The 18,705-nt window shown below is 64.9% G+C and carries 19 protein-coding genes; 6 read left to right on the plus strand and 13 right to left on the minus strand.

Annotated elements, in window-relative coordinates; genetic code table 11:
• Positions 1–9 precede the first annotated feature (9 nt).
• The 7 genes from ptsP to ETQ85_RS19670 form a co-directional block, all read right to left on the minus strand.
• The gene (ptsP, locus tag ETQ85_RS19640; RefSeq protein ID WP_148580780.1) at positions 10–1,731 is read right to left on the minus strand and encodes a phosphoenolpyruvate--protein phosphotransferase; all 1,722 of its coding nucleotides are present in this window, start codon (positions 1,729–1,731) and stop codon (positions 10–12) included.
• Positions 1,732–1,765: 34 nt separating this feature from the next.
• Positions 1,766–2,035, minus strand: coding sequence for an HPr family phosphocarrier protein (locus tag ETQ85_RS19645; RefSeq protein ID WP_148580781.1), 270 nt, complete (start codon positions 2,033–2,035; stop codon positions 1,766–1,768).
• Between the two features lie 73 nt (positions 2,036–2,108).
• On the minus strand, positions 2,109–2,492 hold the full coding sequence (locus tag ETQ85_RS19650) for a PTS sugar transporter subunit IIA (protein WP_148580782.1): 384 nt from the start codon (positions 2,490–2,492) through the stop codon (positions 2,109–2,111).
• Positions 2,493–2,570: 78 nt separating this feature from the next.
• A complete protein-coding gene (locus tag ETQ85_RS19655) occupies positions 2,571–3,623 on the minus strand; it encodes an FAD:protein FMN transferase (RefSeq protein ID WP_187394788.1) in 1,053 nt (350 codons plus the stop codon).
• Positions 3,614–4,555 (minus strand): glutathione synthase, encoded by a 942-nt coding sequence (gene gshB, locus ETQ85_RS19660; RefSeq protein WP_148580783.1) that lies wholly within the window; start codon positions 4,553–4,555, stop codon positions 3,614–3,616. Before gshB ends, ETQ85_RS19655 begins: the two co-directional genes overlap by 10 nt.
• A gap of 17 nt (positions 4,556–4,572) precedes the next feature.
• Entirely contained in the window at positions 4,573–5,871 is a 1,299-nt protein-coding gene (gene gshA / locus ETQ85_RS19665) for a glutamate--cysteine ligase (protein WP_148580784.1), read from the minus strand.
• A 144-nt stretch (positions 5,872–6,015) separates the two neighbouring features.
• A complete protein-coding gene (locus tag ETQ85_RS19670) occupies positions 6,016–7,257 on the minus strand; it encodes an Eco57I restriction-modification methylase domain-containing protein (protein WP_148580785.1) in 1,242 nt (413 codons plus the stop codon).
• A gap of 265 nt (positions 7,258–7,522) precedes the next feature.
• On the opposite strand from ETQ85_RS19670, the gene ETQ85_RS19675 reads away from it, so the two are divergent.
• Entirely contained in the window at positions 7,523–8,407 is an 885-nt protein-coding gene (locus tag ETQ85_RS19675) for a GNAT family N-acetyltransferase (protein ID WP_148580786.1), read from the plus strand.
• 3 nt (positions 8,408–8,410) lie between these two features.
• Here the strand turns inward: ETQ85_RS19675 and hemW are convergent, their stop codons facing one another.
• The 6 genes from hemW to ETQ85_RS19705 all read right to left on the minus strand — a co-directional run bounded on the left by hemW (position 8,411) and on the right by ETQ85_RS19705 (position 14,441).
• Positions 8,411–9,637, minus strand: coding sequence for a radical SAM family heme chaperone HemW (gene hemW / locus ETQ85_RS19680; protein ID WP_148580787.1), 1,227 nt, complete (start codon positions 9,635–9,637; stop codon positions 8,411–8,413).
• Position 9,638: 1 nt separating this feature from the next.
• Positions 9,639–10,232: an RdgB/HAM1 family non-canonical purine NTP pyrophosphatase gene (gene rdgB, locus ETQ85_RS19685; RefSeq protein ID WP_148580788.1), complete on the minus strand. Its 594-nt coding sequence runs from the start codon at positions 10,230–10,232 to the stop codon at positions 9,639–9,641.
• Positions 10,233–10,254: 22 nt separating this feature from the next.
• Positions 10,255–11,001 (minus strand): ribonuclease PH, encoded by a 747-nt coding sequence (rph, locus tag ETQ85_RS19690; RefSeq protein ID WP_148580789.1) that lies wholly within the window; start codon positions 10,999–11,001, stop codon positions 10,255–10,257.
• Between the two features lie 120 nt (positions 11,002–11,121).
• Entirely contained in the window at positions 11,122–12,468 is a 1,347-nt protein-coding gene (locus ETQ85_RS19695; RefSeq protein ID WP_148580790.1) for a Fic family protein, read from the minus strand.
• 117 nt (positions 12,469–12,585) lie between these two features.
• Entirely contained in the window at positions 12,586–13,494 is a 909-nt protein-coding gene (locus ETQ85_RS19700; RefSeq protein WP_148580791.1) for a PP2C family protein-serine/threonine phosphatase, read from the minus strand.
• Entirely contained in the window at positions 13,491–14,441 is a 951-nt protein-coding gene (locus ETQ85_RS19705) for a serine/threonine protein kinase (RefSeq protein WP_148580792.1), read from the minus strand. Before ETQ85_RS19705 ends, ETQ85_RS19700 begins: the two co-directional genes overlap by 4 nt.
• 86 nt (positions 14,442–14,527) lie before the next feature.
• Between ETQ85_RS19705 and ETQ85_RS19710 the strand changes: the two genes are divergently transcribed.
• From ETQ85_RS19710 to ETQ85_RS19730, 5 genes are read left to right on the plus strand one after another with little or no spacing between them, the layout of a single operon-like run.
• Positions 14,528–15,394: a YicC/YloC family endoribonuclease gene (locus ETQ85_RS19710; RefSeq protein ID WP_148580793.1), complete on the plus strand. Its 867-nt coding sequence runs from the start codon at positions 14,528–14,530 to the stop codon at positions 15,392–15,394.
• 9 nt (positions 15,395–15,403) lie between these two features.
• On the plus strand, positions 15,404–16,018 hold the full coding sequence (gmk, locus tag ETQ85_RS19715) for a guanylate kinase (RefSeq protein ID WP_148580794.1): 615 nt from the start codon (positions 15,404–15,406) through the stop codon (positions 16,016–16,018).
• A gap of 3 nt (positions 16,019–16,021) precedes the next feature.
• Positions 16,022–16,237: a DNA-directed RNA polymerase subunit omega gene (gene rpoZ / locus ETQ85_RS19720; RefSeq protein WP_148580795.1), complete on the plus strand. Its 216-nt coding sequence runs from the start codon at positions 16,022–16,024 to the stop codon at positions 16,235–16,237.
• Between the two features lie 25 nt (positions 16,238–16,262).
• Positions 16,263–18,473 (plus strand): RelA/SpoT family protein, encoded by a 2,211-nt coding sequence (locus ETQ85_RS19725; protein WP_148580796.1) that lies wholly within the window; start codon positions 16,263–16,265, stop codon positions 18,471–18,473.
• Positions 18,474–18,512: 39 nt separating this feature from the next.
• Complete coding sequence (locus tag ETQ85_RS19730) at positions 18,513–18,701, plus strand: DUF3460 family protein (protein ID WP_148580797.1); 189 nt, start codon at positions 18,513–18,515, stop codon at positions 18,699–18,701.
• Positions 18,702–18,705: the final 4 nt, after the last annotated feature.

Raw genomic sequence — 18,705 nt, forward strand, 5'->3', positions numbered from 1 at the left:
AAACCCGCCCTACAGCTTCTCCACCGCCTCACGTACCCGGTCCGGGTCGTCCAGCTTCAGGAGGCGCTGCACCTTGGGGGTCAGATCGCTGGCATCGGCGCGCAGGATGGCCTGCTTGACCTCGAGAATCTGCGCCGGGTGCATCGAGAACTGGCGCAGGCCCATGCCGATCAGCAGCCGGGCGCAGTCGGGGTCGCCGGCCATTTCACCGCACACCGACACGGGTACGCCGGCCTTGGCGCCGGCCTGGATGGTCTGGTGGATGAGGCGCAGCACGGCCGGATGGAGCGGGTTGTAGAGGTGGGCGACGGCTTCGTTGCCGCGGTCGATGGCCAGGGTGTACTGGATCAGGTCGTTGGTGCCGATCGACAGGAACTGCAGCCGCCGCGTGAAGGCGCCGATGCACAGCGCTGCCGCCGGCACTTCGATCATGCCGCCGACGGGCACCGCTTCGTCGAACTTGATCTTGCGCTCGCGCAACTGGGCCTTGGCCTTGTCGAGGAGGACCAGGGTCTGGTCGATCTCGTGGCTGCTCGCCAGCATGGGGATGAGGATTTTCAGCTTGCCGAAGTGGCTGGCCCGGAGCAGCGCGCGCAGCTGGGTCAGGAACATCTTCGGTTCGGCCAGGCAGAAGCGGATGGCGCGCAGGCCGAGCGCCGGGTTGTCTTCGGTGCGGGTGGCGCCTTCGAGTTCCTTGTCGGCGCCGACGTCGAGGGTGCGCACGGTGACCGGCTTGCCGGCCATGGTCTTGAGCACCGATTTGTAGGCCTCGAACTGCTCGTCCTCGTCGGGCCAGGTGTCGCGGCTCATGAACAGGAATTCGGTGCGGAACAGGCCGACGCCGTCGGCTTCGACGCTCTTGGCCTGGATCGCGTCGGGGGGCAGCTCGATGTTGGCGAGAATCTGTACTTCTTCGCCGTCGAGGGTGGCCGCGCGGGTGGACTTGAGGCGCTTGAGCTTGGAGCGCTCGAGTTCCATGGTCGCCTTGCGCAGGCGGTATTCCTCAAGCACCCGCTCGTCGGGATCGATGATCACCACGCCGCGGGTGCCGTCGATGATGATCAGCTCGTCGTCCTTCACCACATGGCGGATGTGGCGCAGGGCGACGACGGCCGGGATCGACAGGCTGCGGGCGACGATGGCGGTGTGGCCGGTGGGCCCGCCCGCGTCGGTGACGAAACCGGCGACGGCGTGATCCTTGAAGCCGATGGTGTCGGTGGGCGACAGGTCGTGGGCGACGACGATGGTGCCCAGCCCGTCCTTGCGCTTGGGCGGCAGATGGCCCGGGCGGCCGAGGAGAACCTTGACGACCCGTTCGACGACCTGCACCACGTCTGACTTGCGCTCGCGCAGGTAGGCGTCCTCGATGGCCTCGAACTGTTCGACGAGGTGTTCCATCTGCTGGACCAGTGCCCATTCGGCGTTGGCCCGGCGGGTGCGGATCAGGTTCTCGGCGGCATCGGCGAGCAGCGGGTCTTCGAGGAACATGATGTGCATGCCGACGAAGGCATCCACCTCGGAGGGCGCCGCACCGGAGCCGGAGGCGGCCTTGAGCCCGGCGAGTTCGGCCTTGACGACGTCGACCGCACTGCGCAGGCGCGCCACTTCGGCTTCGACGTGGCGCGGGGCGACGGTGAAGTGGGCGACTTCAAGCAGCGCATGGGAAACCAGGTGGGCATGCCCGATGGCGATACCCTGGGAGACGGCCAGGCCGTGGACGGTGAAGCTCATCGGTGCCCTCCCTTTGTCGTGTGGGCCGGCTGGGTCACTCACCCTCCCCGAACTTGTCGGCGATGAGGGCAATGAGCGCGGACATGGCCTGGTCGGCATCTTCGCCGACGGTGTCGATGGTGATGGTGCTGCCCCTGGCGGCGGCCAGCATCATGACGCCCATGATGCTCTTGGCGTTGACGCGCTTGCCGTTGCGTTCGAGCCAGACTTCACTCTGGAAGGCGCTCGCTGTTTGGGTGAGCTTGGCGGAGGCGCGGGCGTGGAGGCCCAGCTTGTTGATGATTTCAGCGTCCTGGCGGGGCATGGGTGTTCTTCCTGTCTTCCTCGATGTGGCAATCGGTTTATTGTTGTTTTCGCTTGCAGCGCTGTTTCAGGCTTTATTTCATATGCACGACGCCTTCGCAGGCGCCGGCAACCGCTTTCTTGACCAGGATTTCCATGTTGCGTTCCCGGTAGGTGATTGTTCGCAGCAGCATGGGCAGGTTGACTCCGGCGACGCCTTCGATGCGGCCGGGCTCAAGGAGCTTGGCGGCGGTGTTGGCGGGGGTGGCCCCGAGGATGTCGCTGAGGATCAGCACGCCTTCGCCGGTATCCACCATGTCGAGCAACTGGCGAGCCAGCGGCAGGGTGTCGAGAGGGTCGTCCTGACCCGACACGCCCAGCTGCAGGAGCTGTGGCGGGCGCCGGTTCATGACATGGCAGGCGCACTGGATGAGCGATTCGCCCAGGCTGCCATGGGTTATGAGAAGGATCCCGATCATTCGCCCCATTCTATCCGAAGGGGCAGGGCCAGCAAGCCGGAATAAGCCGGAGTGCTGAGGCAAATCAAACCGATTTTTTCAGTCGATGACGGCGCTCGGCGTGATGCCTTCGCCGAACTGCAGGCGGTCGCGCAGGGCGCGGGTGACCTGGATCTTGCCGTCGGCATCGACCCGCAGGGCGTGGTCTATGCCATAGCGTTTGGCGTAGTCGCGCCAGCGCTCGCCGCCGAGGTACACGGGCTTGCTGGCTGCGTCGGAGAGGGTGCCGGCGTTGGCCCGCGGGGTGATCAGCAGGGTGACCGCCTGGGTGCCTTTGGCTGGCCAGCCGGTACGCGGGTCGAGGAGGTGGCAGTAGCGCTGGCCGTCGAGTTCGAAGAAGCGCTGGTAGTCGCCGGAGGTGCCGATGGCTTCGCCGTCGCGCAGGGGCAGGGTGGCCAGCGGGCGCGGTTCCCGCGGGTGCTGGATGCCGACCCGCCAGGGTTGGTCGCCTTTGCTGCCCAGCGCCAGCACGTTGCCGCCGATGTTGATCAGGGCGTTGCTGATGCCACGCGCCTTCAGGATGGCGGCGGCGCGGTCGAGGGCATAGCCCTTGCCGTAGCCGCCCAGGTCGAGCTGGACAGCCGGGTTGCGGCTCGTCACCTGGTTGTCGGCGATGCGCAGATCGGCCATTTGCGGGTGGGCCTGGATGGCGGCAGCCAGCTGTGCCGGGTCGGGGCGCGCCGGAACGAAGGTGTCGGTGTGAAAGCCCCACAGGGCGATCAGGGTGCCGAGGGCCGGATCGAAAAGTTCGTCGCCGGTGGCGGCGATGGCCTTGGCGTCGGTGAGCATGGCGGCCAGTTCGGGCGACACCGGGATGTGTTGCCGGCCGGCGGCAATGGCACTGTTGAGGGCGGTGAGTTCGGACGGTTGCCAGGCATGGTAGGCCCGGTGCAGGCGATCGAATTCGCGCAGCACTTCGCCGACTGCGGTGCGGGATTTTTCTTCGGAGGCATCCCAGGTGAGGACTTCCACCCGGGTGCCGAAGACGTAGGATTCCTGCTGGTGAATGCTGGCCCGGCTGCAGCCGGCGAGCAGACCGGCGGTGCAGGCGGCAATGGCCAGCCAGGCCGCCGCCCGGCGAATCAGGCGCACTCGCCTTCCAGGGCGTCGATGACCGCACCGGCCACGTCGAAGCCGGTTTGCGCGGCGATTTCGACCATGCAGGTGGGGCTGGTGACGTTGATCTCGGTGAGCCGGTCGCCGATCAGGTCGAGGCCGACGATCAGCAGGCCGCGGGCCCACAGGATGGGGGCCAGGTATTCGGCGGTGGCCCGCTCGCCGTCGGTCAGCGGCATGGCTACGCCGCGTCCGCCGGCGGCCAGGTTGCCGCGGGTTTCGCCGTCCTTGGGAATGCGGGCGAGGGAGTAGGGAATGACTTTGCCGCCGATGATCAGCACCCGCTTGTCGCCGCTGGCGATGGCCGGCAGGTAAGCCTGGGCCATGATCGTGCGGCTTTCCTCGTGGGTGAGGGTTTCGATGATGACGTTGCGGTTGGGGTCGTCGGCACGCACGCGGAAGATCTGGCTGCCGCCCATGCCGTCGAGGGGCTTGAGGATGGTGTCGCCGTGGGCGTCGATGAAGGCGTTGATGTCCACCGCGGCGCGCGCCACCCGGGTCGGCGGGATGAACTGCGGGAACTCGAGGATCGCCAGCTTTTCGGAGTGGTCGCGGATCGAGGCCGGGTTGTTGAAGATGCGGGCACCGGCGTCGGCGGCGCTTTCGAGCAGCCAGGTGGCGGTAACGTATTCGAAGTCGAAGGGCGGGTCCTGGCGCATCAGGACTGCGTCGAAGGCAGTGAGCGGCAGAACCTCCTCGGTGCCGGGCACGTACCAGGCATCGTTGTCGTCGGTGGGGGTCAGGGCGTGGGCGCGGGCTGATACCGTGCCGCCGTCCCACACGAGCGCTTCCCGCTGGATGGCAAAGACCTGGTGGCCGCGCCGGGCGGCGGCCCGCAGCATGGCGATGCTCGAGTCCTTGTAGGCCTTGAGCTTGTCCAGCGGGTCGAGGATGAAGGCGATTTTCATCAATGGCTCCGGGCGGGTCAGTCCGTGGCGTCGGAGGTGACGAGCGGTTCGGTGGCTTCGATCTCGACGGAGGCGGCGAGCAGGGCCAGGCGGGCAACCACGCCGTAGGCGTAGAAACGGTTGGGCGGCGCGTCCGGACCCTGGTTGCAGTCGGGCAGGCTGCACGGTGCTTCGAAGGCCAGCGGCTCGAAGTGCATGCCGGGGGCGTTGAGGTTCTCGTCGCGGCCGCGCTGGGTGTGGACCCGGTAGAAACCGCCCACCACGTAGTGATCCATCATGTAGACGACCGGTTCGGCGACGGCGTTGTTGACTGTCTCGAAAGTGTGCACGCCTTCCTGGATGATCACGTCGTGGACTTCGAGGCCTTCCTTGACGACGCTCATCTTGTTGCGCTGCTTGCGGTTGAGGCCGATCAGCTCGGCCGCGTCCTTGACCGTCATGACGCCCATGCCGTAAGTGCCGGCGTCGGCCTTGACGACCACGAAGGGCTCGTCGGTGACTTCGTATTCCTTGTACTTGGCGCGGATGTTGTCGAGCATCGCGGCGACCTTGTCGGCCAGCTCCTGCTCGCCGGTGCGGGAGTGGAAATCGAGACCCGAACAGGCGTCCCAGGCCGGGTTGATACGCCACGGATCAATGCCGATGGCGGCCCCGAACTCCCGGGTGACGCGGTCGTAGGCGGCGGCGTGATTGGACTTGCGGCGTGAATGCCAGCCTGCGTGCACCGGCGGGATCACCCACTGGTCGTGGAGGTCCTGCATGACGGTCGGCACGCCGGCGGAGAGGTCGTTGTTGAGCAGTACGGCGCAGGGGTCGAAGTTCTTCAGGCCGAGGCGGCGGCCGTGACGCTCGAGGGGTTCCAGCGTGAGGCTGGCACCGTTGGCGAGTTCGACCACCGTGGGGGCGGTGATCTCCGGCAGCAGGCTGCCGAGGCGCACTTCCAGGCCGGTGAGGCGCAGGATCGACACCAGCTTGGCCACGTTCTGCAGGTAGAACTGGTTGCGGGTGTGGTTCTCGGGGATCAGCAGGATCGCCGTGGCGCCGACGCAGATGCGCTCGATGGCGGCCTGGGCGGCTTGCACGCACAGGGGCATGAAGGCGTCGTTGAGGTTGTTGAAACCGCCCGGGAACAGGTTCAGGTCGACCGGGGCCAGCTTGAAGCCGGAGTTGCGCAGATCCGTCGAGCCGTAGAACGGCGGCAGATGCTCCTGCCACTGGGTGCGCATCCAGCGTTCAATGGCGGTGGCGTTGTCGAGGAAATGCTTTTCCAGCTCCAGCAGGGGGCCGGTGAGTGCGGTGGTGAGATGGGGGACCATGGGACCTCGCGGACGAACTGTTCTCGGGTGGGCGATGCGTCGGGTGTACGACGGAAGGGAGTGCGTCGTAGACCTGCGCTGCCGGTAATTGTTCGCGAAATGTTACACCATCCGTCGCCCGCCCCCTGCCGGGAGGGCGGGCACTCAGCCCGCGGGTGGCAGGAAGGCGCGGAAGCTGGCGGGCAGCGGGGCGTTTTCGAGGCTGCGCTGGGTGAACAGGTAACGTCCGTCGCAGACGAAGCCCAGGTCGGCCCAGTCCACCCCGTTGAGGGCGTCGCGGAAGGCCGCCAGATCGGCGTCCTGGCGGCGCGGGAAAATGCCCATCACGGCGCCGTCGAAGTTCGGACACGGGTGCAGGAAGAAGGGCTGGGGCTGGCGGGTCTTTGAGTTGACGTAGACCCGCGGCGCGTTGCTTTGCGGATAACCCCGGCCCCATTGCCACCAGTTGGTCTCGTCGAAGCGACGAATGCGCCGGGCCAGCAGGCGCTCCCGGTGGGGCAGGAGTGCTGCGGGCGGCGCGGCGCCCGGCTCGCACCAGATCATGCGGCGGGTCTTGCCGCTGCGGGCGGTGGCGGAAGAGACGAAGTCACGGTTGCCGTCCGTCTCGCTGGCGTAGATCCCGTCGGCACCGGAGACCGCCCCCACCTTGACGCTGGCCACATCGGCCAGGCTGAGGCTGTATTCCCCCTTCGAGAACAGCAGGTGGCCCGCACATTCCGAAAAGTGGCGGTACATCCAGGGCGGGTGTTCAAGGAGGTGATCGAGGTCGTCGCCCTGGCCGATTCTGGCCCACGCCGTGTTGTGCGACAGGTTGTCCAGTTCGTAGCGCCAGATCAGGCAGTTGGGCACTGCGTCGGCAAACACGCGGGCGTCACCCAGTTCGATGGCATGGGTGATGGTGCCCTGTTTGAAGAGCTGGCGATTGAGGGCGCGGGCGCTGGTGGCCTTGAGGAAATCCCGCGGGGTGATGAAGATCAGCTCGCCGCCCGGCGCCAGATGGCGTATGCATTTTTCGATGAAAAAAAGATACAGGTTGCTGCGCCCGTCAAAACCGTCCTGGCGCAGCAGCGCCCGGGTCGTTGCGCTGACGTCCTGGTAGCGCACGTAGGGCGGGTTGCCGATCACCGTGTCGAATTTTTCGCTCTCCGGATAGGCAAAAAAATCCTGGTTGAGCGCGCCGGGCGGGCTTTGACGTGGGTCCACTTCGATGCCCACTGCATGATGCAGGCGGTGCAGGAAGGCCCCGTCGCCGCAGGAGGGCTCGAGCACCCGCCCGGTGTTGTGGCGCAGGCGAAGCATGGCGCGCACGACCCGTTCGGGGGTGAACACCTGGCCGAGAGCGGCAAGGTCGGGCAGCAGGGGGGGGGAGGTGGAGGCGGACGGCATGGGGTCGGGAAGCGCGGAGGCCCGACTATTGTGCAGGAAGTGGGGTGAAAGGAGCCAGTTTTGCGCTGTTCAACCTCGTTTGTTGTTACCCGGATCTGCTTTTTTTAAATCTATTTCTCATTAAATTGTGTGATTTTGTTGCTGCGTGTAATGCATTTGTGATATTTCTGCAGGCCCGAGGATATGAATTTGTCTTTGAGTGAGTGAAAGCCTGCCACTCGCCATTGATCTTTCGGTCGCACCTCGAATTCTTCGAAAGCTGATCATGAGTTCCCTCCCCGAACGCCTTTTCTCCCTGCCCTTTGTGTTTCGCGGCAAGCACCTTTTTTCGGTGAACCTGCACCTTGCCGTGCGGGAAGTTTCGCTCCCGGACGCGCTTGCCGGGGGGCGCAGCGATGACTCTTCCGACCTGTTCGTGCCGGCGGGTGTCGATGGTTGCCTGCTGTGCAAGGTTCCCGACCCCGGCTGGCGCACCCATACGCTCTATGATGATCGTGTTGCCTACGTGCTGGCCCGCGATACATGGCATTACCTGTCCCTGGCGGGGGGGTACGATGGTTTCCTCGAAAACCGCTACTCGGCCAAGACCCGGGAGTCCTTCGCGCGGGACGAGGCCCGGTTTGCAGCACAGTTTGGTGGTGCCCTCGATCTGCGGGAGTACCGGAGTGCCGCGCAGCTTGCCGAGTTTGCCGAGCTCTCCCGAGCGTTGTGCGGGGATGCCGGCCAGGTTGATGTCGTCCGGGCGAAGGATCTGGGCGGACTGGTTGGCTTTGTTCTTTTTGCCGATGGCGCGCCGATTGCGTGCCTGGGCCTGCAGTCGCAGGGGGACACCCTGCTGTACGTGTGTGCCGGTGAGCGTGAAGACTTTCGCCAGTGGTCGGCGGGGGCCATCGTGCATCTGCAGGCCATCCGCCGCCTGTTTGCCGACCCCAGTAATCGCTACGTGGATTTTCGCCCCGGCGATTGCGAGGTCAAGCGTCAGTTTGCCAACGGTGCCCTGCGCAGTGCAGTGGTCCTCAATCTGCGCAGAACACTGCGTAACCGGCTGATTCTTTCGGCCTACTCCCTGACCCGGCAACTGTCTGCTGGCCGTGAAGAAGCCGCTGTTGTTCCCGAGGCGATCCGTGAATTGCTGGTTTTTGCGGGCTGAGACTCAGGCCGCCAGAAACAGCATCAGCAATTCATTCAGGAAGTGACGCCCCCGGACTGTGGGGCGCAGGGTTTCGCCATCCACTTCGATGAAGCCCTGCTTCATGGCCTTCAGCAAAGCCCCTTCGGCGGCCTCGAAGGGTAGTCCGGTGCGTTCGGCAAACAGCCGGCGCGGGAAGCCCTGGTTGAGGCGCAGGGCGTTCATCATGAACTCGAAAGGCAGTTCTTCCGCGCCGATCCAGCGCCGCTCCTGGGCGAACTCGCCTGTTTGGCGAGCAGCCAGGTAGGCCGCCGGATGCTTGGGACGGGCTTCGCGCAGAATGCCTTCGTGCGATGACAGCTTGCCGTGGGCGCCGGCGCCGATACCCAGGTAATCACCGAAGGTCCAGTAGTTGAGGTTGTGGCGGCATTCCCGGTTTGGCTTGGCGAAGGCCGAGGTCTCATAGTGGCCGTAGCCGGCCGCGCCAAGCCGCGACTCGACGAGATCCTGCATGTCGGCGGAGGCGTCGGGGTCGGGGACTTCCGGCGGGTTGGCGGCGAAGGCCGTGTTGGGCTCCAGTGTCAGGTGGTAGCACGACAAATGCTGGGGGCCGAGGGCGAGGGCGGTGACCAGATCGGCTTCCGCTTCGGCGAGGCTCTGGCCGGGCAGGGCGTACATCAGATCCAGGTTGACCGCTTCGAAATGCGTCAGCGCGGCTTCGGCCGCGGCGATGGCGTCGGTGCGGCCGTGGATGCGTCCGAGGGCCTGCAGGTGCGCTTCGTTGAAGCTCTGGATTCCCACCGACAGGCGATTGACGCCGGCCTGCCGGAAGGCCCTGAAGCGGCCCGAGTCCACGGTGCCCGGATTGGCTTCGAGGGTGATTTCGGCCAGCGGGTCGAGTTGCACCCGCATGCGGATCGCCGTGAGGAGTTCGTCCAGCCCGTCCGGGCTCATCAGGCTCGGCGTGCCACCGCCGATGAAGATGCTGTGTACGCGTCGTCCCCATATCTGCGGCAGGGCGCTTTCCAGATCGGCAACCAGCGTTTCGATGTAGGCCGCTTCGGGGATGCCTTCATCCCGCACGGCGTGGGAGTTGAAGTCGCAGTAGGGACACTTCTTGACGCACCACGGGTAATGCACGTAGAGCGACAGGGGCGGCGAGGCCGTCAGCGTCGGCGTCCAGCGGCTGCCTTCGGTGACGGGTTTCGGGCTGGCTTTGGGGGTGATCGGAATGATCCGTGGTTCGGGCATGTCAGGCAGTTTCTGCACGCAGTTTGTCGAGCAGTTGCCGGAAGGCGGAGCCCCGGTGGGACAGCACGTTTTTCAGGTCAGGGGCGATTTCGGCGGCGGTTTGTTCCAGTTCGCTGACGAGGAACAGCGGGTCGTAGCCGAAGCCGGCGGTGCCGCGCGGGGCCCCGAGGATTTGGCCGTGCCACTCGCCGCAGGCGATCAGCGGTTGCGGGTCGTCGGCATGGCGGACGAGGGCCAGCGCGCAGTAAAAGCGCGCCCGGCGGTCGGCCTGGCCGGCCAGTTTTTCAAGCAACAGCGCGTTGTTGCGTGCGTCGGACCTGGGTTCGCCGGCAAAGCGCGCCGAGATCACGCCCGGTGCGCCGCCAAGGGCGTCGACGCACAGCCCGGAGTCGTCGGCGAGGGCCGGCAGGCCGGTGCTGCGCGAGGCGTGACGGGCCTTGGCGATGGCGTTTTCGATGAAGCTGGGATGCGGCTCCTCGGCCTCGGTGACGTTGAAGGCCGATTGCGGCAGCACTTCGATGCCCAGCGGGGCGAGCAGGGCGGAGAGTTCCTTCAGCTTGCCGGCGTTGCCGCTGGCGAGGACGAGTTGTTTCATGGCGCCGTTTCCTTGGTGATGCTCAGGCGGTGAGGCCGAGCGCCTTTTTCTGTTCGACAACGAGTTGGGCCACGCCGCTGGCGGCGAGTTCCAGCAGGCTGTCGAGTTCGGTACGGGAGAAAGGCGTGCCTTCGGCGGTGCCCTGCACTTCGACGAAGCCGCCGGCGCCGGTCATCACCACGTTCATGTCGGTGTCGCAGTCGGAATCTTCCGGGTAATCCAGGTCGAGGACCGGGATGCCCTTGTAGATGCCCACCGAAATGGCGGCGACGAAGTCGCGCATCGGGTTGGCAGGCAGTTTGCCGGCCTTGACGAGGCCTTCGAGGGCGTCATGAACGGCGACGCAGGCGCCGGTGATGGCGGCGGTGCGGGTGCCGCCGTCGGCTTGCAGCACATCGCAGTCGATGGTGATCTGGCGTTCGCCGAGGGCGCTCATGTCGACCACGGCGCGCAGGCTGCGGCCGATCAGGCGCTGGATTTCCTGGGTGCGGCCGCTTTGCTTGCCTTTGGCGGCTTCGCGGGCGCTGCGGGTGTGGGTGGCGCGGGGCAGCATGCCGTATTCGGCAGTCAGCCAGCCCTGGCCCTTGCCGCGCAGGAAGGGCGGCACGCTTTCTTCGACGCTGGCGGTGCACAGCACGCGGCTGTCGCCGAACTCGATGAGCACCGAACCTTCGGCGTGGCGGGTGAAGCCGCGGGTGATGCGGATCGGGCGGAGGCTGGCGGGCGTGCGGCCGCTCGGGCGGCTGAAAGTGTCAGGGGTGGCAGTCATGAGAGTGGGTGCGTGGAATTGTTGGCCGGCGCGTGAGTGCCGGCAAGGGGTTTGGCGATTGGCCGCTATTGTAGCGAGATGCCTCTTTCCGGGCAGCCCGACGGGCAGTTTGCCAGCGCTTCACCCTTTCGCGGCCTGCTTGATGCGCGTGCGCAGATCTCCCGGGGCGTAGTACACGAAGGCTTGCCCCTGCTTGAATTTTTCCAGAAAGCCCAGCGATTCGAGGTCCATCAGGTCGGTCCTGGCCGTTTGATAGACCACGCCGTGGCGCTGTTGATGGGGGCCGACCCGGTATTCCTCACCCGGATTGCGCAGTGCATGGTTGAGCAAGGTGATCTGCCGATGGTTGAGGCGCCCGCGCAGGGCGGGTGAGTTGGCCAGCAGGCGTTCGGCGTCGCGCTGTTCGTCGGCCTTGCGGGCCAGGTACTCGTACAGGGCTTCAATGGCCCGACGAATGGTGGCCAACTGATGCAGGACGAAGTAGGTGGAGTCGCCGTTGTCCGTTTCGGTGTGCAGGTAGGCCTGTACGTATTGGCGGGGGGCTTGCCGGAGGAACTGGGAGATGGACAGGAATTCCATCAGCCAGTAGCCGCTGCGCGCCATCGCCCAGTAAAACAGGGCGCGGGCGGTACGCCCGTTGCCATCCACGAAGGGATGGTCGTAGCCGATCATGAAGTGCAGCAGAATGGCCCGGACGACAGGATGAACGAAGGGTTCGGTGCTCTCGTCGGCATTGGCAAACGCGCACAGCCGTTCCAGGCGGGCCGGGAGTTCGGCCCAGCCGGGAGGGTCGTGCAGAACAGAACCGTCCCGGCTGTCGACGACTTTGACGTCGTCGCTTTGTCGCAGGCGGCCGGCGTCGGCCGGATCGTCGAGCGTGTTGGCCGTCAGCATCCGGTGGAGTTCGAGAATCCGCTCCGGGGTGATCGGTTCGTTCCGCAGGGCCCGGATGTGGGCCATTGTCGTGTAGTTGTTGAAGATCATCGCTTCGCTGCGATCCCGCGGACGCCGACCTTCCCGCAGCATGGCCTCGGCGACGCGGCGGGTTGTCGAGGCACCCTCGAGCTGGCTGGAGGTGATGGCTTCTTCGATCAGGGAGTGGAGCAGGTAGCGCTCCCGGTTTTCATGGATCGGAGCACCCACGGGGGCTCGGATCTGGCCGGCAGCATCCCGGTCGATGTGATGCAGGTGAATCAAGACCGGTTCGGGTGTCGCCAGCCTGAATGCCGCGCCCTGCTTGTCCTGCAAGGGCAGGGCCTTGAGCAGGGGTGCCCGGTTCAGCCACAGGGATAGCCACCATTCTTCGAGGGTGACGCCTGCTGGTGGCGGCCGGTGCCGGAGTTCGTCCCAGTGCAGATAGCGGCCACGGGTGGCCGGGGCCGACAGGGAGAACAGGCGGGCCAGATCGTCCGGCCGCAACTGGGCGAGCAGGGATGCAGGGTCTGGCGGTGCCGCGGGTATTTTCATAATTGGTACTAATTTAGGTGTTAATTAGTACCAATTAGTATAGCCCGACCTTCCTGGGTGGTTACTGGATGTCGGGCAATTGAGTTGCTTTTCTCCGGGCCGCCGCAGGGCAAAACCTCATTTGAACTTGTGGATGGCGGCGTTGATTTCGCGGATGGCGCGTTCGATTTCGTCTTCGCTGAGATCTTCCTGGTCGCGCTTGCCGCGCCCGAAGCCTTCCATCTGGGTGGTGAAGGCGTCAGCGGGCATGGTGCGGGTGGACACGGTGTCGGCCAGGTCTTCCTGATGATCGTCGTGCCAGGTCATGGCGATCAGCGTCATGTTGTCGCACTGGTTGCCACCGAGCAGCTCGGCTTCGTCCATGAGCCGGGGGACGGACTCCATCACCCGGCCGTCGGCGAGGGTGTGCACCAGTGTGTCGGTATCGAGCGGGCCCCAGACGCCGTCGGAGCAGATGGCGACGACGTCGCCGTTGATGAGTTGTACGCCGCGCGAGAATTCGATCTGCGGTGGGTGACTGCCGCCCAGGCAACTGAAAATGCGGTTGCGTCCCGGGTGTACAGCGGCGCTTTCGGCGTCGAGCAGGCCCTGGTCGAGCATCAACTGAACGCGGGAGTGGTCGCGGGTCTGGGTCAGCAGCTTGCCCTTGCGGATGAGGTAGAGCCGTGAGTCGCCCGCATGTGCCCAGTGGGCCACGCCGTCCTGCACCAGGCAGGCGACGATAGTGGTGCGCGGAATGTCGGACAGGTGCTTGTCGAAGGCGTAGTCGAGAATCGCGTGGTGGGCGTTGCTGAGCACCCGCGACAGGAACAGCACCGGATCGGTGACCTTCGGACGGGCTTCCTGCTGGAAGGACTGGGCGATGAACTGCACCGATATCTGCGCCGCGATTTCGCCGTACAGGTGGCCGCCCATGCCGTCGGCCAGCACCAGCAGCAAGGCATCCCGGGTGTAGGAGTAGGCGACGCGGTCCTGGTTGGTGCGACGCTTGCCGATGCGACTTTCCTGGAAAATCGTGAATCTCATGAACGGCCTATCATTATTTTTAGTCGGGAGCCCAGCCCTTCAAGCCAGGTCTTCTGTTGGGGCGGCGCTTCGCGGTGACGCTGGGCCAGGACCTTCTGCAACGCAAAGCAACTCTGGGGCCGTTTCAGCGGGTCGAGCTGCAGACACCAGTCGATGGTGGCCAGAAAGTGCGGCGAATGCTGGCCCGCCCAGGCCTTGCTGGCCGGTATGACCGTGTCGTGCTTGAGACGTTCGTCGGAGCGTTGCGGCGAGGTGCCGGCCAGGCAGGCATACATGCTGGCGCCGACGCTGTAGATGTCGCTCCACGGGCCGAGGGCGTCCCGGCTGGTGAATTGCTCCGGCGAGGCGAAACCCGGGGTGTACATGGGTTTGAGGATCGGCGTGTCGGACATCAGGGTTTGCCGGGCGGCACCAAAATCGAGCAGCACCGGGGTGCCGTCGGCGCGCAGGTAAATATTGGACGGCTTGATGTCGAGGTGCAGCAGCTTGTGGGCGTGGACTTCGCGCAGGCCGTTGAGCATGCGGGTGAACACGCCGCGGATGAAGCGCTCGCGAATGTTGCCCTTGTTCTTCTGGACGTAATCGTGGAGGGTGCGGCCCCGTTCGAACTGCATCACCATGTAAACGGTGCCGTTGGCGCGGAAGAAGTTGAGCACGCGCACCACGTTGGGGTGCACCAGCTTGGCCAGGGCCCGGCCTTCCTCGAAAAAGCACTTCATGCCATAGCGGAAGGCGCCCTGGTGGGCTTCGGTGACGTGCGGCGTCACCTCTCCCGGCGCGCGCAGGGCAAGGGAGTTCGGCAGGTATTCCTTGATGGCTACCGGCGTTCCGTCCTGGTCGTAGGCCAGGTAAACGATGGAGAAGCCGCCCAGGGAGAGTTGTCGCTCGACACGATAGTGATCGAGCTGAAATCCGGACGGGAGGGCGCAGTTCTGTTGAGTGGCCATCAGGCGGGGCGCTACACTTCGTCTTTTGTGGCGTTCGGGGTTGCTAGTTTAGCTTCGGATTGCCGCGCTATCTCGGGAAAAACAGGATGATCAACAGCATGACGGGCTACGCCGTCCAGGCACGTGACCTGGGCAGTGTCGCTTTGCACCTCGAACTGCGGAGCGTCAATTCCCGCTATCTCGATCTCGCCTTCCGCATCAATGACGATCTGCGTCAGGCCGAGCCCATGTTGCGCGAAGCGATCACCGGCAAGCTCAAGCGCGGCAAGGTCGAATGTCGTTTCAATCTCCAGGCGAAGGATAGCGCACCTCGGGACTTGGCCATTAACGGCATGCTGCTTGGCCAACTGAAGGCCGCCCAGGCTTTCATTCAGGCCGAGCTGCCCCAGGCCACGCCCTTGTCCGTCGCCGAAGTGCTGCGCTGGCCAGGCATTCTCGCCGATGACAGCGTCACTTTCGAGGCCCTGCAGCCGGAAATTGCCGCCACCATCGCCGCCGCGCTGGATGAACTGATCGCCACCCGGCGCCGTGAAGGCGAAAAACTGGCCGAGATGATTCGTGGCCGCATTGCCCGCATGCGTGAACTGGTCGCTACCGTCCAGCCGCGCGTGCCGGCCCTGGTTGCCGAATATCAGGAAAAGCTCGCCACCCGTCTGCGCGATGCCGCGGCCACACTCGATGACGACCGCATCCGCCTGGAAGTCGGTCTGTTTGCCCAGCGTGTCGATGTGGCCGAGGAGTTGTCGCGCCTCAGCACCCACCTGGACGAGGTGGAGCGCATCCTCAAGGTGGGCGGTGCGTCTGGCAAGCGCCTTGACTTCCTGATGCAGGAACTCAACCGGGAGGCCAACACCCTCGGGTCGAAGGCGATGGCTGCCGACATGACGGCCATCGCCGTGGAACTCAAGCTCGCCATCGAACAGATGCGTGAGCAAGTGCAAAACATCGAGTAAGGAGCGCCCATGCCTGGCACCCTGTTCATCGTTACCGCGCCCTCCGGTGCCGGCAAGACCACCATGGTCAGCGGCCTGCTGGAGCGCGATCCGCTGGTCCGCTTGTCTGTTTCCTACACCACCCGGGCGCCGCGCGCCGGAGAGGTGGATGGGCAGCACTACCATTTCGTGGATGTGCCCACCTTCCGTGCCCTGCGCGACAAGGGGGAATTCCTGGAGTGGGCCGAGGTCCATAACAACTACTACGGAACCTCGAAAGTCTGGCTGGAACAGCAGATCACCGCGGGCAAGGACATCCTCCTGGAGATCGACTGGCAGGGCGCGCAGCAGGTCCGCAAGGTGTTTCCGAAGGCCGTCGGGGTGTTCATCATGCCGCCCTCGCTGGAGGAGCTGGAGCGTCGCCTGCGTGGCCGCGGTACCGACAGCGAGGACGTGATTGCCCGCCGGGTACTTGGCGCCCGTGGCGAGATGCGCCATGTGGCCGAGTTCGACTACGTTATAATCAATGAAGAATTGCCCGCAGCCCTCGAAGATCTGGTGGCTGTTGTGCGGGCATCCCGGCTGCGCTACGCCAACCAAGAGGCGCGCAAGCCGGAGTTTTTCCATTATCTGGAACAGGATTGATCCATGGCCCGTATTACCGTTGACGACTGTCTGAAACGCATCCCCAACCGCTTCCAGCTCACCCTGGCGGCTACCTACCGTGCTCGTCAACTGACGTCCGGCGCCACCCCGCAGGTGGACCTCGACCGTCACGACAAGGACAAGCCCTGCGTAATCGCCCTGCGCGAAATCGCCGCCGGTAAAGTCGGTGCCGAAATCCTCAACCGCGGTCAGGCCTGAGCGCCGTCTGCCAGAGAGTGATGCCATGGAATCCGCCGCTCCCGTCCCCGTCAGTGGTAGCGGCGTTTTCCAGCCCCCCGAATCCTGCGTGTTGCCGCTTGATTTCAGCCGGCTGCGCACGCTGGTCGGGACTTACCTTCGCCCCGAGGACGTAGGCCGGATCGAAACCGCCTACCATTTTGCCGCCGACGCCCACAGCGGGCAGTTGCGGATCAGTGGCGACCCCTACATTTCCCATCCGGTTGCCGTAGCCGAGATTCTCGCCGGCTGGCATCTGGACTCCCAGGCCCTGTGCGCGGCCCTCCTCCATGATGTGATGGAGGACACCCACATCACCAAGTCCGAGATCGCCGAGCGCTTCGGGCGCACCACGGCGGAACTGGTGGATGGGGTGTCGAAGCTCGACAAGATCGAGTTCCAGTCGCAGGAAGAGGCCCAGGCCGAAAACTTCCGCAAGATGCTGCTGGCCATGGCCAGCGATCTGCGGGTGATCCTGATCAAGCTGGCCGACCGTCTGCACAACATGCGCACGCTCGACTGCGTACGCCCCGACAAGCGGCGCCGGATTGCCCGCGAAACCCAGGAAATCCACGCTCCCATCGCCAACCGGCTTGGCCTCAACAGCCTGTACCGCGAGATGCAGGAGCTGGCTTTCAAGCATCGTTATCCGATGCGTTACAGCGTGTTGTCCAAGGCCATTCTGGCGGCCCGCGGCAACCGGCGCGAAGTGGTCAGCAAGATCCTCGCCGCCATCGAGGAGCGTCTGCCCCAGTGGGGTATCGATGCCGAGGTGCGCGGCCGCGAGAAGCACCTCTACAGCATCTATCGCAAGATGGCCGAGAAGCGCCTGAGCTTCTCGCAGGTGCTCGACATCTACGGTTTTCGCGTCATCGTGCCCGATGTCCAGACCTGCTACCGGGCGCTCGGTGCGCTGCATGCGCTCTACAAGCCGGTGCCGGGCAAGTTCAAGGATTACATTGCGATTCCGAAGGGCAACGGCTACCAGTCCCTGCACACCACGCTGATCGGGCCGTTCGGTACGCCAGTCGAGGTGCAGATCCGTACCCACGAGATGAATCACATCGCCGAGAGCGGTGTGGCGTCGCACTGGTTGTACAAGGAAGACGAGAAAACCCTCACCGAGCTGCAGCACAAGACGCACAGCTGGCTGCAGTCCCTGCTCGAGCTGCAATCCACCTCGGGGGATTCGAGCGAATTCCTCGAGCACGTCAAGGTCGATCTCTTTCCGGGCGAGGTGTATGCCTTCACGCCCAAGGGCAAGATCTTTGCCCTGCCGCGCGGCGCCACGGTGGTGGACTTCGCCTACGCCGTGCATACCGACGTGGGCAACCGTTGCGTGGCCGGCCGCATCAACGCCGAGTTGATGCCCCTGCGCACCGAGCTGCACAACGGCGACCAGATCGAGATCATCACCGCCGCTCACGCCAGCCCCAATCCGGCCTGGCTGAGTTACGTGCGTACCGGCAAGGCGCGGGCGCAGATTCGTCACTTCCTCAAGAACGCCCAGCAGGAAGAAGCGTCGACCCTTGGCGAGCGCCTCCTCAACCAGGCCCTGCGCCTGCACGGCCTGACCCTCGGCCAGGTGAGCATGTTTGCCTGGGACCGCTTCCTCAAGGAATTCACGCTGCCCAACCGCAAGGAGCTGATGACCGACATCGGCCTTGGGCGACGCCTGCCGGCCATTGTCGCGCGGCGTCTGGCGGAGATTCAGGATGTAGAGTCCGGCCGCGCCGACGTGGTCAAGCCCAAGCCGGCCGGGGCAATCCTGATCCGCGGCACCGAAGGCGTGGCTGTCCAGCTGGCACGCTGCTGCCGGCCGATTCCGGGCGACCCGATCGTCGGCATCATCCGCAAGGGCCAGGGCCTCGAAGTGCATATGCACGACTGCCCGCAGGCCCGCAAGCTGCGCAGCGAGCGCGATCGCTGGATCGACGTGGAGTGGGAAGCCTCCACCGATCGCCTCTTCGACGTCACCCTGCGTCTGCTCACGCTCAATGTGCGCGGCGTGCTCGCCAAGGTGGCCAACGCCATCTCCGAGCAGGACTGCAACATCCAGAACGTCAGCACCGATGGCGAGCAGGGCACGTATTCAACGATCTACATCACCGTTCAGGTCACCCATCGCCTGCATCTGGCCAAGGTCATCCGCGGGATGCGCAACATCCCGGAGGTGGTCCGCATCAACCGCCTGAAGGGCGATCAAAAGGGCAGCTGACGCTGCTAGAATCCACGCCGCTTAAAGGGGAGAAAACACATGGCAATCTACGAATCCGATCACACCAAGTTCATGCGCGAATGGATGGCGAAGCACCCCGAGGAACTCGAGGAGCAAAAGAAGGGCCGCGCCCTGTGGTGGGACCGCCCCCAGACGCTGGAAACCCAGCGTCAGTACGACGAAGGCAAGGTGCCCAACAAGGCTTACCCCTACTCGACTGAAAGCTAATCGT

This window comes from Zoogloea oleivorans (genome assembly GCF_008107625.1).
GTDB lineage: Bacteria > Pseudomonadota > Gammaproteobacteria > Burkholderiales > Rhodocyclaceae > Zoogloea > Zoogloea oleivorans.

Coding starts and splice junctions, on each gene's coding strand:
- ptsP (WP_148580780.1), bottom strand. CDS start 1,731: ATGAGCTTCACCGTCCACGGCCTGGCCGTCTCCCAGGGTATCGCCATC.
- ETQ85_RS19645 (WP_148580781.1), bottom strand. CDS start 2,035: ATGCCCCGCCAGGACGCTGAAATCATCAACAAGCTGGGCCTCCACGCC.
- ETQ85_RS19650 (WP_148580782.1), bottom strand. CDS start 2,492: ATGATCGGGATCCTTCTCATAACCCATGGCAGCCTGGGCGAATCGCTC.
- gshB (WP_148580783.1), bottom strand. CDS start 4,555: ATGAAAATCGCCTTCATCCTCGACCCGCTGGACAAGCTCAAGGCCTAC.
- gshA (WP_148580784.1), bottom strand. CDS start 5,871: ATGGTCCCCCATCTCACCACCGCACTCACCGGCCCCCTGCTGGAGCTG.
- ETQ85_RS19670 (WP_148580785.1), bottom strand. CDS start 7,257: ATGCCGTCCGCCTCCACCTCCCCCCCCCTGCTGCCCGACCTTGCCGCT.
- ETQ85_RS19675 (WP_148580786.1), top strand. CDS start 7,523: ATGAGTTCCCTCCCCGAACGCCTTTTCTCCCTGCCCTTTGTGTTTCGC.
- hemW (WP_148580787.1), bottom strand. CDS start 9,637: ATGCCCGAACCACGGATCATTCCGATCACCCCCAAAGCCAGCCCGAAA.
- rdgB (WP_148580788.1), bottom strand. CDS start 10,232: ATGAAACAACTCGTCCTCGCCAGCGGCAACGCCGGCAAGCTGAAGGAA.
- rph (WP_148580789.1), bottom strand. CDS start 11,001: ATGACTGCCACCCCTGACACTTTCAGCCGCCCGAGCGGCCGCACGCCC.
- ETQ85_RS19695 (WP_148580790.1), bottom strand. CDS start 12,468: ATGAAAATACCCGCGGCACCGCCAGACCCTGCATCCCTGCTCGCCCAG.
- ETQ85_RS19700 (WP_148580791.1), bottom strand. CDS start 13,494: ATGAGATTCACGATTTTCCAGGAAAGTCGCATCGGCAAGCGTCGCACC.
- ETQ85_RS19705 (WP_148580792.1), bottom strand. CDS start 14,441: ATGGCCACTCAACAGAACTGCGCCCTCCCGTCCGGATTTCAGCTCGAT.
- ETQ85_RS19710 (WP_148580793.1), top strand. CDS start 14,528: ATGATCAACAGCATGACGGGCTACGCCGTCCAGGCACGTGACCTGGGC.
- gmk (WP_148580794.1), top strand. CDS start 15,404: ATGCCTGGCACCCTGTTCATCGTTACCGCGCCCTCCGGTGCCGGCAAG.
- rpoZ (WP_148580795.1), top strand. CDS start 16,022: ATGGCCCGTATTACCGTTGACGACTGTCTGAAACGCATCCCCAACCGC.
- ETQ85_RS19725 (WP_148580796.1), top strand. CDS start 16,263: ATGGAATCCGCCGCTCCCGTCCCCGTCAGTGGTAGCGGCGTTTTCCAG.
- ETQ85_RS19730 (WP_148580797.1), top strand. CDS start 18,513: ATGGCAATCTACGAATCCGATCACACCAAGTTCATGCGCGAATGGATG.